This is a genomic window from Bradyrhizobium sp. AZCC 1721, from assembly GCF_036924715.1.
Classification (GTDB): domain Bacteria; phylum Pseudomonadota; class Alphaproteobacteria; order Rhizobiales; family Xanthobacteraceae; genus Bradyrhizobium.
Genome location: NZ_JAZHSB010000001.1, coordinates 2,139,130 through 2,153,587, shown reverse-complemented (window position 1 = coordinate 2,153,587; position 14,458 = coordinate 2,139,130). Strand labels below are relative to the sequence as shown.

The window sequence follows — 14,458 nt, the reverse complement described above, 5'->3', positions numbered from 1 at the left end:
GGTCAGGATTTCGTTTCAACTTCGTTGAACGCTTCCCGCGCGTTTCGGAACGCATCGATGCCCGAGGGGATGCCGCAATACACGGCGACCTGAAGCAGAATTTCCTTGATCTCGTCCTTGGTGAGGCCGTTCTTCAGCGCTCCCTTGACGTGCAGCTTCAGTTCATGGGGCCGGTTTAGCGCTCCCAGCATAGCCAGATTAACGATACTGCGGGTGCGGCGGTCGAGTCCGGGCCGCGTCCACAACGCCCCCCAGCAAAACTCGGTCGACCACTCCGCCATTGTCCGGGTGAATTCGTCGGCGCCTGCGATAGATTTGTTGACGTACTCTTCGCCAAGCACTTCCTTGCGGACCTTCAATCCCTTGTCGAACAACTCAGTCATCATCGGTTCCTTCCATTGTCTGAGTACGGTTTTTCAAGCAGCGCGGATCAGCCATGAGTCCTCATCAGGCTCGAGACGTCGGCAAGCGTGTCGAGACGCCAAACGTCGTCGATAATGCGATCGATATCCCAATCGCTTCGACCCAGCCGCGCGCAATCGCGCAACTTCGCTTCGATGTCGCCATCCGACAACGGGTCGGCAAGACTTCCCTTTGCAGCCATCACAACCTCGCTGAACGTCTCTCCGGACGTCAGTTGGATCGTGACGCGCGCGGCGCCATCCGGAAGCGAAGCGTCAAGCACCGCTGCTACCTTTTGACGCGAGGCCGCGATGTCGGGCCGAAATACGATCGCGTCCGAGAACTCGGCGACACCAGCGGCACCCAGCAAGAGCGCGCAGGCGGCGCAATGGTGAATGCTGACGCGTGCGTCTCGTTCGTTGCGAACCGGACGGTCGCCGCGCGCCAGCAGGAGCGCAGAGCCCTGCACCGTGATGAAGCCGATATCATCGACACGCCGGTGCAATTCTGCCCGCAACTTGAAGCAGGCATCGATCACGGCATGGAATACGATTCCCGCCGGATAGGGCTTGTAGGTGTTCTTCGCGATCTCCCAAGTCTTGCCGAGACCGGCCGTCAGACGCCCAACATCGGGTTCGTCTCCCATGGCGCGAGCCCAGCCGAGCCGCCCTTCAATGGCCCGCGGCGAAGCGGAATAGCCCTCAGCCGCGAGCAACGCCGCGAACAGGCCATTGCGCGCCGCACTGCCGACACTGACATTCTTGGCCGCGGTCGGAAGATTTTCGACAATCCCCGCGGACTGACTGGCCGCAATTCCGATCGCATCTGCGATCTGGCCCGCCGAGAGCCCGAGCAGCCAGGCACAGGCTGCGGCGGCGCCAAACACCCCGCAGGTCGATGTGATATGCCAGCCACGCGCATAATGTCCCGGGGATACCGCGTTGCCGACGCGGCATTCGACTTCCACGCCGAGAATGAATGCGGTGAGAACGGCTTGCCCCGAAAATCCTCGCGCTTGCGCCAACGCCAGCACGGGCGCTGCGACCGGCGCCGCTGGATGAATGATTGTATCGAGATGGGTATCGTCGAAATCGAGCAGATTGGCCGAAATGGCGTTGACGAACGCCGCGCCCATCGCATCGAGTCGTTCCGGACGACCGATCACCGTGGATGTCGCGGCACCGCTGAATGGCAATAGCGTCCGCACCGCGCCGATAACGGCAGGATCATTCGCCGACCCTAGCGCGGTCGCGAAGAAATTCAGGATCGAGCGCTTCGCCTCGTGACTTTGCGCCGCGACATCCGTCCACGCGATGCTGGCAACGAAATCGGCGAGCGTTGTGCTGGCGCCTTGCGCTTCATCTTGCCGCACGGAGCGAATTCCTCGGACTCGTTTTTCCGACCCTATTCCGGCGCACCGTGGCGTGTCGATAGGAATCTTATGCTTGACAGATTGACTGACAATCCGGACATTCGACGAAACGCGGCCGGTGAGCCCTGCCGCAACAAGAACAATGAACACCCGCCCTAAGGCGGTGCGACAGGGAGCGAGACGATGGCGGGAGAGACGATCGGCTTCGTGGGAACGGGCCGCATGGGCGGGCCGATGGCCGGGCGACTGATGGATGCCGGCTACGCCCTGTGCGTCTACGACACGCAGAGCGAGGCCACCAAGCCGCTCGTCGAGCGCGGGGCGCGCCTTGCAAAATCGCCTGCCGAGGTTGCCTCATCGGCAGATATCGTGCTGGCGAGCCTGCCGACCCCCGACATCGTCAAGGCCGTCGCGCTGGGGCCTGACGGAATCATCGCGGGAAACCGCGCCCGCATCGTGATCGACCTGTCCACCAGTGGCCCCGGTGCGGCCAAGCTGATCGCTGAAGGATTCAAACCCAGAAACCTGACGCTGGTGGATGCTCCGGTCAGCGGCGGCATCAAGGGCGCGGTGAACGGCACCCTTGCGGTCATGGTGTCATGCCCCAAGGACACCTATGAGACGGTGCAGCCGATCTTAAAACACTTCGGAAAGCTGTTTTATACCGGCGACAAGCCGGGCACGGCGCAGACCGCAAAGCTCGCCAACAATCTGATGGCGGCGGCGGCCCTGGTGATCACGTCGGAAGCGGTTGCGATGGGCGTCAAGGGCGGTGTCGACGCCAAGGTGCTGATCGACATCATCAACGCCAGCAGCGGCCGTAACAGCGCATCCGAAGACAAGTTCCCGCGCGCCGTGCTTCCCGGCACGTTCGATTTCGGTTTTACCACCGGCCTATCTTACAAGGACGTGCGGCTTTGCATCGATGAGGCCGAGGCCATGGGCGTGCCGATGGTGTGCGGATCCGTGGTTCGGCAGATGCTTGCCATCACCAACGCCAAATATGGCGCGTCGTCCGATTTCACGTCGATCGCGAAGGTCCTTGAAGAGTGGGCCGGTGTGGAGATGCGCGGCTAGGATCCGGCAAAGCCGAGCGAGGAACGATTGCAATGACGATCGGGTCGAGCGGATCGAACGAGACACCTCTGGCGCGGCAATTGGCCCGCGCCTCGCTCGCCGTCGATCTCGTCCGATTCGAGGAAAGCGTCGTCGCCAAGGCCAAGATTTGCCTTCTGGACTTTCTTTCCTGCGCATTCGAGGCGCGTCATCATCCGTGGGGCCGTCAGGCGATCGGCATCGCACGCCACAGCGAGAACGGCGCAACCATCATCGGGACAAGCAAACTTGCGACGCCGGGCGACGCGGCCTTTGCCAACGCGACGCTCGGCCATGGCTTGGTGCGCGAAGACATGCACGCTGCCAGCATATGCCATCATGGCGTCGTGATCTGGCCGACGCTGCTCGCCCTGTCGGAACGAACGCTGGTGTCTGGCGTCGCCCTGCTCGCCGCTGCGATCGTCGGCTATGAGGCCGGCGCGCAGATCGGGCGCGCCCTCTTCAACGCCGATCTGGCACGCCTCTATCGGCCGACCGGCCTGGTCGCACCGCTGGGAGCAGCCCTCGCGGGAAGCCGCACGCTGGGTCTCACCGAAGATGCTGCGACGAGCGCGGTCTCGATTGCCGCCAATACATCGTCCGGCCTGAACGAGTGGCCGCATGCCGGCGGCTCGGAGATGTATTTCCATCCGGGCTTTGCCGCCCGCAACGCCATCACGGCGATTGAACTGGCGGAAGCCGGCGCCTGTGCCTCGGAAACCATCCTCGAAGGCGAAGCTGGACTGTTTGCGGCCTACCGACGCCAAGCCGCGCCTGCCGGCATTCGGTTGTTTGCAGGCTCGGAGCCGGAAATCATGGCGGTCTACAACAAACCGGTGCCTGCCTGCAATTTTGCGCAAACCGCCGCGCAGGCAGCGTTGCGAGCGGCTCGTGAGCTTGAGAATCCGGAAGAGATCGAGGCGGTTTCGATCCTCGTTCCCGAAGCCGCGTCGCGCTATCCCGGCTGCGATTGCCGAGGGCCTTACCGGAATGCGCTGCAAGCCAAGATGAGCATTCCCTTCAGCGTCGCCGCGGTACTTGCCCGCGGCGCCATCGAAGAGAACAATTACGCAGAGATCACTGATCCCAGAATCCTGCGTCTGGTCGAGCGCACCGATCTGCAACGCGATTCCAGTTTCACGGCCGCCTTCCCGGCGCAGCAGGGCGCTGAAGTCTCAATCGGCCTGCGTAATGGAAAGACGATCCGGCAACGCCTCGACAATGTCATAGCGGCCACATCGCAGGAAATCCGCACCCGCTTTCGGCAGGCCGCCGCTGACGCCATCGGCGGCAATCGCGCACGTGGTCTGGAGGAGCTTGTCGACAGCTGCGAACGGCTCCCAGACAGCGGCGTCATCGCCAAGCAGTGCCGGCTTGAGCCAGCGGAGCGGCTGCTCCGGCCAGCATCATGACGATTGAGAACAAGAAAATGGGGATGCAATGAACAAACCAGAGCCGACGATGCCGGCAGCAAGGCCAGGGCAAACCTACTCCCCTGTGATGAGAGGTGAGCGGTGACCGCAGCGCTGGAAGGCTTTCTGCAGGCCTTGACCGCCGGACTTCTGATCGGTGCGGTCTATGGCCTGATGTGTGTCGGGCTCGGCCTGATTTTCGGCGTCATGCGGGTCATCAACTTCGCCCAGGGCGATTTCATGATGCTCGGCATGTATGCGGCGTTTTATTTCTTCACCGCGCTCGGCGTGCAGGCCACGTTCGGCAACGCCTTTGGGCCGTTCGTGGCGATTCTCCTTGCCGGTCCAGTGCTCGCGGTGTTCGGTTACGCGATTCATCTCGTCCTGATTTCGCGCGTATCGGGCACGCGTACCACCTCCCTCGAGGGTGAAGGTCACTACGCCCAGCTCATTCTGACGCTTGGGATCGCGCTGATCCTGCAGAACGGCGGCCTGATCGTGTTCGGTTCGGTGCTGGCATCGATCCGCACGCCGCTATCGAGCTCGGCCTGGGAGCTCGGGCCGCTGTTCAATGACATCAGTGTCTTCGTCAACAAGGCGCGCGGCATCGATGCCGTGGTCTCGCTGGTAACGATGATGCTGCTGACCCTATTGATCACGCGATCTCGGCTCGGGAAGTCGCTGCGGGCCGCAGCCGACAATCCGACGGCGGCAACCTATATGGGGATCGACGTCGATCGCGCGCACCGCGTTGCCTTCGCGCTCGGCACGGGCATTACCGCGATTGCCGGTGGCCTGCTCGCCACCAATTATCCCTTTCATCCCTTTGTCGGCGTCGAATACGTCATCGTCATGTATGCCGGCGTCGTGCTCGGCGGCATGGGCAGCATCATCGGCGCCTTCTGGGGCGGCATGACCATCGGCCTGGTGCAGCAGATGTCGACGCTGGTGCTGCCGACGCAACTGCAGAACGCCGCGATCTTCGTCGTCTTCCTCCTGATCATCTTCTTCCGTCCGCAAGGCTTCTTCGGACGCATGGTCGAGAGGACGTGATGATGCAAAACCTGCGATCGCTCCTCCCCATTCTGGCCTTCACCGCGCTCTATGGCGTGCTGTCGTTGAGCGTCACCAATTCGTACTACCAACTGGTGATGACACTCGTGCCGGTGTGGGCGGTGTTCGGCCTGTCGTGGAATCTGCTCAGCGGCTACACCGGCCTGATCTCGTTCGGCCACGCCGCGTTCTTCGGAATTGGCGCCTACACCACTGCGCTCGGTCAGATCTATTTCGATCTTTCGCCGTGGATGCTGATCCCGATTGCAGCCATGCTCGGCGGCATCGCCGGGTTCCTGATCGGATTTCCGACATTCCGGCTGTCGGGACACTACTTCGCGCTGGCGATGCTCGCCTATCCGCTCGCCATTCTCTACGTGTTCGAATGGCTCGGCTTCCAGGAAGTCACGTTGCCGATCAAGCGCGACAATCCGATCGCCTACATGCAATTTGCCGATCCCCGTCTCTACACGTTGCTGGCGCTCGCCATGATGCTCGGGACGATCCTGCTCACGCGGCTCATCGAGAAATCGCGGTTCGGCATGGCGCTGCTGGCGATCAAGCAGAACGAAGCCGCGGCCGAAGCAGCCGGCATCAACACGCTGGCCTGGAAGCTGCGCGCCATCGCCCTGAGCGGAGCGATTGCCGGGGCGATCGGCGGGTTCTATGCCGTCGTGCTGCTGGTGGTGACCCCGCAATCGGTGTTCGGCATGCTGGTATCAGCGCAGGCGCTGACGGTCGCCATGTTCGGTGGGGTCGGAACGGTCTGGGGACCGGTGATCGGCTCCGTGATCCTGATCCCGCTTGCCGAAACGCTCAACGCCGAGGCGGGCTCGCGCTTTCCCGGCATTCAAGGCGTGATCTTCGGCCTTGCGATCATATCCGTCATCCTGGTTGCGCCAGAAGGACTGTTCTGGAAACTACGCGATTTCCTGCGGAAGCGAGTGATCTCAGCTGCTGTAGCGACCCCGAGCGCGCCAGTTCAGCCTGCTGCCGCCATGGCCAATCCGTCCCGTCCGGAACGATCCAGGGGCGCGGGCGAAGTGGTGCTCGAAGTCCGCAACCTGTCGCGCTCCTTTGGCGGGCTGAAAGCCGTCCAGAACGTCAGCTTCAAACTGCGGCGCAACGAGATCCTTGGAATCATCGGTCCGAACGGCGCCGGAAAGACCACACTGTTCAACCTGCTGAACGGATTCCTGCGACCCGGCACCGGCGAGATTCTCCTCGACGGGCGCGACATGTCAAGCCGCAAGCCGCACGAGCTCTGCGAGGCCGGTATCGGCCGGACCTTCCAGATCATGCGTCCGTTCTTGCGTATGTCGATCTCGGACAATGTCGTGGTGGGCGCCTATGTCCGCGCCAGGACGGACGCCGAAGCGAGGCGGCTGGCGACCGAGGCGATCGCGCGTGTCGGTCTGTCCGACATTGCCGACCGCATTGCCGGCGAGCTCACGACCAAGGAGCTGCGGTTGATGGAATTGGCCCGCGCGCTCGCCGGACAGCCTCAAATCCTGTTGCTCGACGAAACACTGGCGGGCCTCGGGCATGACGAAGCCAACGAGGTCGTGGCGGTGATCCAGCGTCTCGCCCGCGACGGCATGACGATCGCGATCATCGAGCACACGATGCAGGCCATGGTCCGCCTGGTCGACAGTTTCCTCGTTCTCGACCATGGCGCCGTCATTGTGGAGGGCGAGCCGGAAGCCGTCACGCGCGACAGCCGCGTCATCGAGGCCTATCTCGGCAAGAAATGGGTGGCCCATGCTCCACATTGAAGGGCTGACGGCCGGCTACTCGGCAATTCCAGTTCTGAATGGCGTCTCGATCAAGGTTGAACAGGGTCAGTTCGTCGCCATTGTCGGCCCGAACGGCGCCGGCAAGACCACGCTGTTCAAGACGATCTCCGGAATCGTACGGCCAAGCGCCGGCACGATCACGTTCGAGGGGACCGACCTGTTGTCGGTTCATCCCGCGCGACGGCCCCATCTCGGCATCGCCCATGTTCCCGAAGGCCGCCAGGTTTTTCCCTCGCTCACCGTGATGGAGAATCTCGAGATGGGCGCGATGACCGAAGCCGGCCACCGCGACTGGAAGCGCAACATCGAGCGCATCTTCGAATGGCTGCCCGTGCTCGCCGAGCGCCGCGACCAGTTCGCGGGAACGTTGTCAGGCGGACAGCAGCAGATGCTGGCGATCGGCCGGGGATTGGCGTCTTCGCCAAAGCTTCTGATGCTGGATGAACCTTCGATGGGGCTCGCGCCCACGGTGGCCGATTTCATTTTCGAACGGCTGATCGAGATTCGCCGGCAGTCGAAGCTGACAATTCTTCTAGTCGAACAGCGCGTGGCGGAGGCACTGGAATCCGCCGATCACGGCTACGTCCTCGAAGCCGGCCGCGTCGCGCTCGAAGGCAACAATGAAACCTTGCGAGCGGACGACCGCGTGCGCAAGGCCTATCTCGGCATGTGACAACGATCGACAATCCATTGGGAGGAAAAATGAGCCAGCAAAGAGAAGCCAACAAGGCATCCAAAAAGTCGCTCACGCGCCGCACCGTGCTTTCCGGCGCGGCCGCCATGGGACTATCGACCATCGCGCGGGCGCAAGCGCCGGCCGAGGTCAAGGTCGGCCTGATCGTGCCGCTTTCCGGCATCTATACCCGCCCCGGCCAAGTCATGCGCATGGGCGCGGAGATGGGCGTCGAGCACATCAATGCACAGGGCGGCATCAAGTCGCTCGGCGGCGCCAAGCTCAAGCTGGTCGTGATCGATTGCGGCGATACCACCGAGAAAGCCAAGAACGCCGCGCAGCGCATGGTGGCGCAGGAGGCCGATCTGGTCGCCGCGACCGGATCGTATCTCAGTTCCTTCACGCTGGCGGTGACCGAAGTCACCGAGCGCGCCGAACTGCCGATGCTCACGCTCTCTTATTCGGATCTGCTCACCGAGCGTGGCTTCAAATACATCTTCCAGACCGCGGCACCCGCGAGCCGGCAGTCGGAACTTGGCCTACCCGAGCTGATGAAGCTCGCCGAGAACGCATCGGGCAAGCGTCCGAAGAAGGTCGCGATGCTGATGGACAATACGGCGACGTCGGTTGCGACCGCGAAGGCGCTGAAGGAGAAGATATTCGCGCAGGAAGGCCTTCAGTTGATCCTGGAGGAAGTCTGGACGCCGCCGCTTTCCGACGCCACGCCGCTGATCCAGAAGGTCAGGTCGGCCCGTCCCGACCTGCTGCTCTTCATGCCCAATGCGGTATCCGACGCCAAACTCGGTCTCGAGAAGATCAACGAGTTCGGACTGGGCCAGGGCAAGATACCGACGGTCTCGTTCTCGATCACGATTGCCGAGCCCGACATGCTGCAAAGCGTCAGCCCCGAAGTCGTCCAAGGCATCATGACGGTCGTCGCGAACTGGGGTTCGAAGGGCCATGAGGACCTGATCGCCGAGCTCAAGGCCAAGTACAAGGAGCCCTGGATGACGCAGAACGTCATCTCGACCTATGGCGACATGTGGCTGATGAAGCTGGCGCTCGAGAAGGCCGCCAAGGCCGATCGACGCGCGGTTGCGGAAGCGTTCCGGACAATGGATGGCGGTCCTTCGAAACACTATCCCGGCGGCCAGTTGAAGTTCGACGAAAAGGGCCGTCGCGTCGGCGCCGGCGTGGTGGTCGTGCAGTGGCAGTCGGGTGTACCCGTGACCGTCTATCCGCCCGATCTCGCGCAGGCGGCGCCTTTCTGGCCGAGGAAGTCTTCCTGATCTGAACAAGCTTCTCCGAGATTTTCAAGGAGTCATTGTCATGAGCAAGATTACGCGACGAACGCTGCTTGCCGGCGCCTCGATCGGACTAATGGCACCCCGTGCGTGGGCGCAAGCACCATCTGAAGTGAAAGTTGGATTGCTGGTGCCGGTCTCCGGTCTCTATGCACGGCCGGGACTCGTGATGCGCCATGGGGCCGAGATGGCCGTGGACCACATCAATGCGCAGGGCGGCGTGAAGTCGCTCGGCGGCGCCAGGCTCAAGCTAGTCGTTCTCGATTCCGGCGACACCACGGAAAAGGCGAAGAATGCGGCGCAGCGCATGGTCGCGCAGGAGCCAGATCTGGTGGCGGCGAGCGGCGCTTACCTGAGCTCGTTTACGCTCGCGGTCACCGAAGTGACGGAGCGCGCCAATCTACCGGTCCTCACCCTCTCCTACTCCGACCTGATCACCGATCGCGGCTTCAAATACGTCTTCCAGACGTCCGCGACCGCCGGCTCCCAGGCCAAGCAGGCCCTGCCGCAAATCGTGAAGCTTGCGGAGGCCGCTTCTGGCAAGAAGCCCAAGACGGTTGCGATCGTCACCGACAACACCGGCGCATCGGTCGCCTCGGCGAAGTCGATGCGGGAAGGCCTGCTCGCCGAAAACGGGCTGCAACTGATCGTCGACGAAACCTTCACCCCGCCGCTCGCCGACGCCACCTCGCTGGTTCAAAAGGTCCGAGCGGCAAGGCCCGACCTGCTCTTCTTCCTGCCGACCGTGATTTCCGACGCAAAACTGCTGCTCGAGAAGATGAACGAGTTTGGCCTGGGACAAGGCAAGATCCCGACCATTTCGTTCGGCATCGCCATCGCCGAGCCTGACATGCTGCAGACTGTCAGCCCGGAACTGCTGCAGGGCGTGCTCACCTGCGTCGCGAGCTGGGGCGCCAAGGGGCACGAGGCGTTGATCGCCGAGCTCAAATCCCGCTACAAGGAACCGTGGATGACGCAGAACGCGATCTCCACCTATGGCGACATGTGGATCATCAAAGACGCGCTCGAGAAAGCCGGCAAGGCCGACCGGGTCGCGGTCGCCGACGCGTTACGCTCCATGGACGGCGGCCCCTCGAAATATTATCCGCTCGGCGAGATCAAGTTCGACGAAAAGGGTCGCCGTGTCGGCGCCGGCATGACCATCGTGCAGTGGCAATCCGGCGTACCCGTCACCGTCTTTCCGCCGCAACTTGCCTTGGCCCAGCCGTTCTGGCCCAAGAATTAGCCCACCCAAATCGCAATGATCTGGAAATCGTCATGGACAAAGCAACCTACGACCGCGGACTCAAAATTCGCAAAAGCGTTCTCGGTGATGAATTCGTCGACAAAGCCATTGCGACGACCGATGACTTCAATCGTCCGATGCAGGACCTCACGACGGAATACTGCTGGGGTTATGTGTGGGGCCGTGACGGCCTTTCGCACAAGACCCGCAGTTTCCTCAACCTCGCAATGCTGTGCGCGCTCAATCGCCCGCACGAGCTCAAGACTCACGTTCGGGGCGCGCTGACCAACGGCGCCACCCGCAAGGAAATACGCGAAGTGTTCATGCAGGTCGCAATCTATTGCGGCGTGCCCGCTGGCGTCGATGCCTTTCGCAATGCGCGGGAAGTCTTCGCCGAGCTGGATCAGAAGAAGTGACCGGAGCCGCAACCGCGATGCTGAAGGGAAAGCGGGCACTCGTGACCGGCGCGACGGCAGGACTGGGACTTGCCGTGGCGGAAAGCCTTGCCAGTGCGGGCGCCAACATCATCCTTCATGATCTGGTCGAACCGAAAGCGACCGCAGACCAGCTGCGGTCTCGCCTTGATGTCGAGGTGACGAGCGTTGCCGCGGACCTGTCGCAGCGCGCATCCATCGAAGCCATGATGGCCGATTTGCTCGGCCTGGGCGCGATCGACATCCTGGTGAACAACGCCGTGGTCCGGCATTTCGCACTGGTCGAGAATTTCGCGCCGGAGCGATGGGACGAAGCGCTGGCCGTCAATCTGTCGGCGCCGTTTCACCTGATCCGTCTGGCATTACCTGCGATGAAGGCACGCAATTGGGGCCGCATCATAAACATGGCCTCGATCTACTCGACCCGCGCCGTTGCCGATCGCATCGACTACGTGACGACCAAGACCGCCATCCTCGGCATGACCCGGGCCGTCGCGATCGAGACGGCAACGAGCGGAATCACCTGCAACGCGATCAGCCCAGGCACCCTGCCAACGCCGGCGATCCAACGAAAGATTGCATCTATTGCAGCCGATGAAGGCCGGGCCGTTGACGAGACGACGCGGGACTATCTGGCGGCGCGCCAGCCGAGCGGACGGTTCGTCGGCATGGAAAGCGTCGGAGCGATGGTTGTTTTCCTCTCCAGCCCGGCTGGACAGGACATCACCGGCGCGACCCTGCCGATCGATGGAGGCTGGGCCGCCGCATGAGCACAAACGTCCGATTGCGGAGATGATGATTCTGCCCGTAAATCGCTATTGAACCAATACCGGTACCAGGGCGCTAGACGATGAACAAACGCGGTGAATTGCAATTCACGCTTCGAATCGAGGACGTTCCGACCGTTCGCTCGATGGTCGCGCAAAAGCTGCGCGAAGCGATCATGTCGGGAAGGCTGAAGCCGGGCCAGCGCCTGGTCGAACGGGAGCTTTGCGAAATGATGGGCGTGAGCCGGCCGTCCATCCGCGAGGCGCTCCGGGTGTTGGAGGCGGATGGTCTCGTCAGGACGGTCCCTCACCGCGGTCCGGTGGTCAGCACCATCAGTCTCGAGGAAGCAAAGCAGTTATACGCGGCGCGCGCCGTGCTCGAAGGATTTGCCGGCCGTGAATGCGCCCGTCTCCGCGATCCGGACGTGGTACGCAGAATCGGGGAAGCGCTGGCGCGGCTGAAGGCGGCATTCGCCGAGGGCGACTTGACCGCCGCCCTGGAAGCCAAGACGGATTTTTATGCGGCAATGATTGGCGGCTGCCAGAACGCCTTCATCGAGCGAATGCTCAGACCGCTGCACGACCGCATTACGCTGCTGCGAATTACTTCGATGTCGCATCCGAAACGTATCAACAAGAGCTTGCGCGAGGTCACCGCGATCTGGCGCGCGATCCAGAATGGCGATCCGGATCTCGCCGAGCAGTGTTGCGTCGACCACGTCAAGGCGGCAGCGGTGGCCGCGCTCAGCATGATCGAGCAATCATCCGCTCCAAAGGAAAAAGCAGTGGCGGAGGAATAGCCGGTCCCGGCCAAGGCTTCTCGACAGACGGACGGCAGATAGGAAATTGCAATGAAGTTCTTCAAAACGATGTTGCTGTTGCTGTTGTCGTTGCAGGCGCCGCCGGCTTTCGCACAGGAATACCCGAACCGGCCGATCACCCTTGTCGTTCCGTTCTCGGCCGGCGGACCCGGCGACGTGATCGCGCGACTGCTTGGAACATCGATGAGCGCGACGCTGAAGCAGTCGATTGTCATCGAGAACGTCGTGGGCGCCGGCGGCACGCTCGGCACCAATCGCGTGGCCAAGGCAGCGCCGGACGGATACACGCTGCTGCTGATGCATGTCGGCCAGGCCACCGCACCGGCGCTCTATGCCAAGCTGCCGTTCGATCCGATTGGCGATTTCGCGCCGATCGGTCTCGTCACTGATGTTCCGATGCTTCTGGTGGCGCGAGCGAATTTTCCAGCAAAGGACCTGAAGGAACTTGTTGCCTATGTGCGTGCCCAAGGCGACAAAGTCACCTATGGCAATGTGGGCCTCGGCTCCGCCTCGCATCTTTGCGGGCTGATGTTCATGAACGCGATCGATGCAAAGCTCACCCCGATCTACTACAAGGGCGGCGGACCGGCGCTCAACGACATCATCGCCGGTCACATCGACGTCTATTGCGATCCTGCAACCGGACCGACGCCCCATATCCAGGCCGGCACCATTCCGGGTTATGCGATTACCAGCAAGAAACGGGCGGCGACCCTGCCGAACGTGCCGACCTCGGCAGAGGCCGGTGTACCGGCGTTCGACGTTACCACCTGGTACGGAATGTATGCGCCGCGCAACACGCCCAAGCCCATCGTGGATGCGCTGGTCGCCGCCTTGCAAAAGGCGCTCAAGGATCCGCCGCTGGTCAACCGCTTCGCCGAGCTGAGCATGACGCCGGTCGAGCAGGAGCAGGCCACGCCGGCGGCGCTCGATGCCTTCCTTCGGGCAGAAACTGCCAAATGGTCGCGCATCATCAAGCAAGCAGGTATTGAGCCCCAATGACCCAACTCCCTTCAGCCTTCAATCGCAGAGTAGGCCGGCTCATCACGCAAAACGGCTAGGCCGCATCGCAAAGACATTGGCGCCCTATCGCGCGTCATCTAGAACTACTGGGCGGGGCGCCGAGGATGCGAAGCAAATTGGGATCGTTCTGCAGGGTGTGAGCGCCAATCCCGAGGCCCCCGAGCGCGTAGACGCCGATTGCAATCCCGCCGACGGCCCAATATCCCGTGGCGATTCCGCCGGCCCCGAGGCCCAGCGCCAGCGCCATTCCACCAACGCACACGATGCCGAGGCTGATGCCGCCGAACGCCACCAAGCCCATCGCCACCCCACCAAATGCGGCGAAACCGACCGCGATATACCCACCGCAATGATGCCGCGGGCAGGCCTGAAGCCGACAAGCCACGTCGGGCCGAGCATGACGTGGATGAGCGGCAGACCGAGCAGAATTGTCTGTGACTTGTATTCATAGAAGTACGGCGGCCGTCCTGCCCACGCACCGCTCGCCGCGGAACTTCGTTCCTGCAAAGGCCTGCCGCATTCGGGACAGGCCGTCGCCTGTTCGCTGATCTCCCGGCCACAATCCGCGCACCGTACCAAAGTCATCTTGGCATCTCCCGCATTCCTGATGTGCAGGTTCGCCCCATTTCTCAAATCGGAGCTGAATCAGTTCCACATATGGACGGCGATAAGCCAGTCCGTGCGTTCGCGCGCGAATATGTTCAGCCAGTTGCCCTTGTAGGGACCGCCGCCGCCGAGTCCCCGAAGTGCCCAGCGGCCCGACGCGACCAGAGAGGCATCCTTCGCGAACACGTCACCAAGATCGACGACATAGTCGCGAAAGCCTTGCGCACGGATATCGGCGAAGAACGCGCAGATCGCCTCCGCGCCGACGACGGTCGATCGTCCGGGCGGCACGATCCGGGCGTCCGGGGTGTAGAAGCGGGCCAGATCGGCGACCTTGCCTGAGTTGAATGTGTGAGCCCACTCATCGACGAGGGCTTGCGTCTGTTGCTGCATGATTGACGATTTCTCCCTCATCTGTGTGCGAAATCATCGAGCGCTGCGGCCTGCTGCTGTG

At 62.4% G+C, this 14,458-nt stretch carries 15 protein-coding genes; 11 read left to right on the top strand and 4 right to left on the bottom strand.

The window, feature by feature from the left end; genetic code table 11:
- Positions 1–2: 2 nt before the first annotated feature.
- Together V1273_RS10425 and V1273_RS10420 are read right to left on the bottom strand one after the other, a co-directional pair.
- On the bottom strand, positions 3–386 hold the full coding sequence (locus V1273_RS10425; RefSeq protein WP_171582870.1) for a carboxymuconolactone decarboxylase family protein: 384 nt from the start codon (positions 384–386) through the stop codon (positions 3–5).
- Positions 387–430: 44 nt separating this feature from the next.
- Entirely contained in the window at positions 431–1,774 is a 1,344-nt protein-coding gene (locus V1273_RS10420) for an MmgE/PrpD family protein (RefSeq protein WP_334409518.1), read from the bottom strand.
- 183 nt (positions 1,775–1,957) lie between these two features.
- Here V1273_RS10420 and V1273_RS10415 point away from each other — a divergent pair, with 183 nt between their 5' ends.
- From V1273_RS10415 to V1273_RS10365, 11 genes are all read left to right on the top strand, one after another.
- Positions 1,958–2,851 (top strand): NAD(P)-dependent oxidoreductase, encoded by an 894-nt coding sequence (locus V1273_RS10415; RefSeq protein ID WP_334367602.1) that lies wholly within the window; start codon positions 1,958–1,960, stop codon positions 2,849–2,851.
- A 32-nt stretch (positions 2,852–2,883) separates the two neighbouring features.
- Positions 2,884–4,281, top strand: a complete 1,398-nt coding sequence (locus V1273_RS10410; RefSeq protein WP_334383212.1) for an MmgE/PrpD family protein — start codon at positions 2,884–2,886, stop codon at positions 4,279–4,281.
- A 114-nt stretch (positions 4,282–4,395) separates the two neighbouring features.
- The gene (locus V1273_RS10405; RefSeq protein ID WP_442893809.1) at positions 4,396–5,334 is read left to right on the top strand and encodes a branched-chain amino acid ABC transporter permease; all 939 of its coding nucleotides are present in this window, start codon (positions 4,396–4,398) and stop codon (positions 5,332–5,334) included.
- Between the two features lie 2 nt (positions 5,335–5,336).
- Complete coding sequence (locus tag V1273_RS10400) at positions 5,337–7,109, top strand: branched-chain amino acid ABC transporter ATP-binding protein/permease (RefSeq protein ID WP_334383213.1); 1,773 nt, start codon at positions 5,337–5,339, stop codon at positions 7,107–7,109.
- The gene (locus V1273_RS10395) at positions 7,096–7,803 is read left to right on the top strand and encodes an ABC transporter ATP-binding protein (RefSeq protein ID WP_065727639.1); all 708 of its coding nucleotides are present in this window, start codon (positions 7,096–7,098) and stop codon (positions 7,801–7,803) included. The genes V1273_RS10400 and V1273_RS10395 overlap by 14 nt, the downstream gene beginning before the upstream one ends.
- 29 nt (positions 7,804–7,832) lie before the next feature.
- The gene (locus V1273_RS10390) at positions 7,833–9,092 is read left to right on the top strand and encodes an ABC transporter substrate-binding protein (RefSeq protein ID WP_334383214.1); all 1,260 of its coding nucleotides are present in this window, start codon (positions 7,833–7,835) and stop codon (positions 9,090–9,092) included.
- Positions 9,093–9,132: 40 nt separating this feature from the next.
- The gene (locus V1273_RS10385; protein ID WP_334409517.1) at positions 9,133–10,353 is read left to right on the top strand and encodes an ABC transporter substrate-binding protein; all 1,221 of its coding nucleotides are present in this window, start codon (positions 9,133–9,135) and stop codon (positions 10,351–10,353) included.
- Between the two features lie 32 nt (positions 10,354–10,385).
- Positions 10,386–10,769: a 4-carboxymuconolactone decarboxylase gene (gene pcaC / locus V1273_RS10380; protein ID WP_334383216.1), complete on the top strand. Its 384-nt coding sequence runs from the start codon at positions 10,386–10,388 to the stop codon at positions 10,767–10,769.
- Entirely contained in the window at positions 10,766–11,557 is a 792-nt protein-coding gene (locus V1273_RS10375) for an SDR family oxidoreductase (RefSeq protein ID WP_334383217.1), read from the top strand. The genes pcaC and V1273_RS10375 overlap by 4 nt, the downstream gene beginning before the upstream one ends.
- Positions 11,558–11,637: 80 nt before the next feature.
- Positions 11,638–12,354 carry a GntR family transcriptional regulator gene (locus V1273_RS10370; RefSeq protein ID WP_334367594.1) on the top strand — a complete coding sequence of 239 codons (717 nt, stop codon included), beginning with the start codon at positions 11,638–11,640 and terminating at the stop codon, positions 12,352–12,354.
- A 51-nt stretch (positions 12,355–12,405) separates the two neighbouring features.
- Positions 12,406–13,377 (top strand): tripartite tricarboxylate transporter substrate-binding protein, encoded by a 972-nt coding sequence (locus V1273_RS10365; protein ID WP_334383218.1) that lies wholly within the window; start codon positions 12,406–12,408, stop codon positions 13,375–13,377.
- A gap of 94 nt (positions 13,378–13,471) precedes the next feature.
- On the opposite strand, the gene V1273_RS10360 is transcribed toward V1273_RS10365, so the two are convergent.
- Together V1273_RS10360 and V1273_RS10355 are read right to left on the bottom strand one after the other, a co-directional pair.
- Complete coding sequence (locus V1273_RS10360) at positions 13,472–13,699, bottom strand: hypothetical protein (protein ID WP_334409516.1); 228 nt, start codon at positions 13,697–13,699, stop codon at positions 13,472–13,474.
- A 344-nt stretch (positions 13,700–14,043) separates the two neighbouring features.
- Complete coding sequence (locus tag V1273_RS10355; protein WP_334409514.1) at positions 14,044–14,397, bottom strand: YybH family protein; 354 nt, start codon at positions 14,395–14,397, stop codon at positions 14,044–14,046.
- Between the last annotated feature and the right edge of the window lie 61 nt (positions 14,398–14,458).

What these genes read in the sequence shown, in the direction of transcription:
- V1273_RS10395 (WP_065727639.1), top strand. Translation starts at nt 7,096, where the DNA reads ATGCTCCACATTGAAGGGCTGACGGCCGGCTACTCGGCAATTCCAGTT.
- V1273_RS10370 (WP_334367594.1), top strand. Translation starts at nt 11,638, where the DNA reads ATGAACAAACGCGGTGAATTGCAATTCACGCTTCGAATCGAGGACGTT.
- V1273_RS10410 (WP_334383212.1), top strand. Translation starts at nt 2,884, where the DNA reads ATGACGATCGGGTCGAGCGGATCGAACGAGACACCTCTGGCGCGGCAA.
- V1273_RS10400 (WP_334383213.1), top strand. Translation starts at nt 5,337, where the DNA reads ATGCAAAACCTGCGATCGCTCCTCCCCATTCTGGCCTTCACCGCGCTC.
- V1273_RS10390 (WP_334383214.1), top strand. Translation starts at nt 7,833, where the DNA reads ATGAGCCAGCAAAGAGAAGCCAACAAGGCATCCAAAAAGTCGCTCACG.
- V1273_RS10415 (WP_334367602.1), top strand. Translation starts at nt 1,958, where the DNA reads ATGGCGGGAGAGACGATCGGCTTCGTGGGAACGGGCCGCATGGGCGGG.
- V1273_RS10360 (WP_334409516.1), bottom strand. Translation starts at nt 13,699, where the DNA reads ATGGGCTTGGTGGCGTTCGGCGGCATCAGCCTCGGCATCGTGTGCGTT.
- V1273_RS10355 (WP_334409514.1), bottom strand. Translation starts at nt 14,397, where the DNA reads ATGCAGCAACAGACGCAAGCCCTCGTCGATGAGTGGGCTCACACATTC.
- V1273_RS10425 (WP_171582870.1), bottom strand. Translation starts at nt 386, where the DNA reads ATGATGACTGAGTTGTTCGACAAGGGATTGAAGGTCCGCAAGGAAGTG.
- V1273_RS10365 (WP_334383218.1), top strand. Translation starts at nt 12,406, where the DNA reads ATGAAGTTCTTCAAAACGATGTTGCTGTTGCTGTTGTCGTTGCAGGCG.
- pcaC (WP_334383216.1), top strand. Translation starts at nt 10,386, where the DNA reads ATGGACAAAGCAACCTACGACCGCGGACTCAAAATTCGCAAAAGCGTT.
- V1273_RS10385 (WP_334409517.1), top strand. Translation starts at nt 9,133, where the DNA reads ATGAGCAAGATTACGCGACGAACGCTGCTTGCCGGCGCCTCGATCGGA.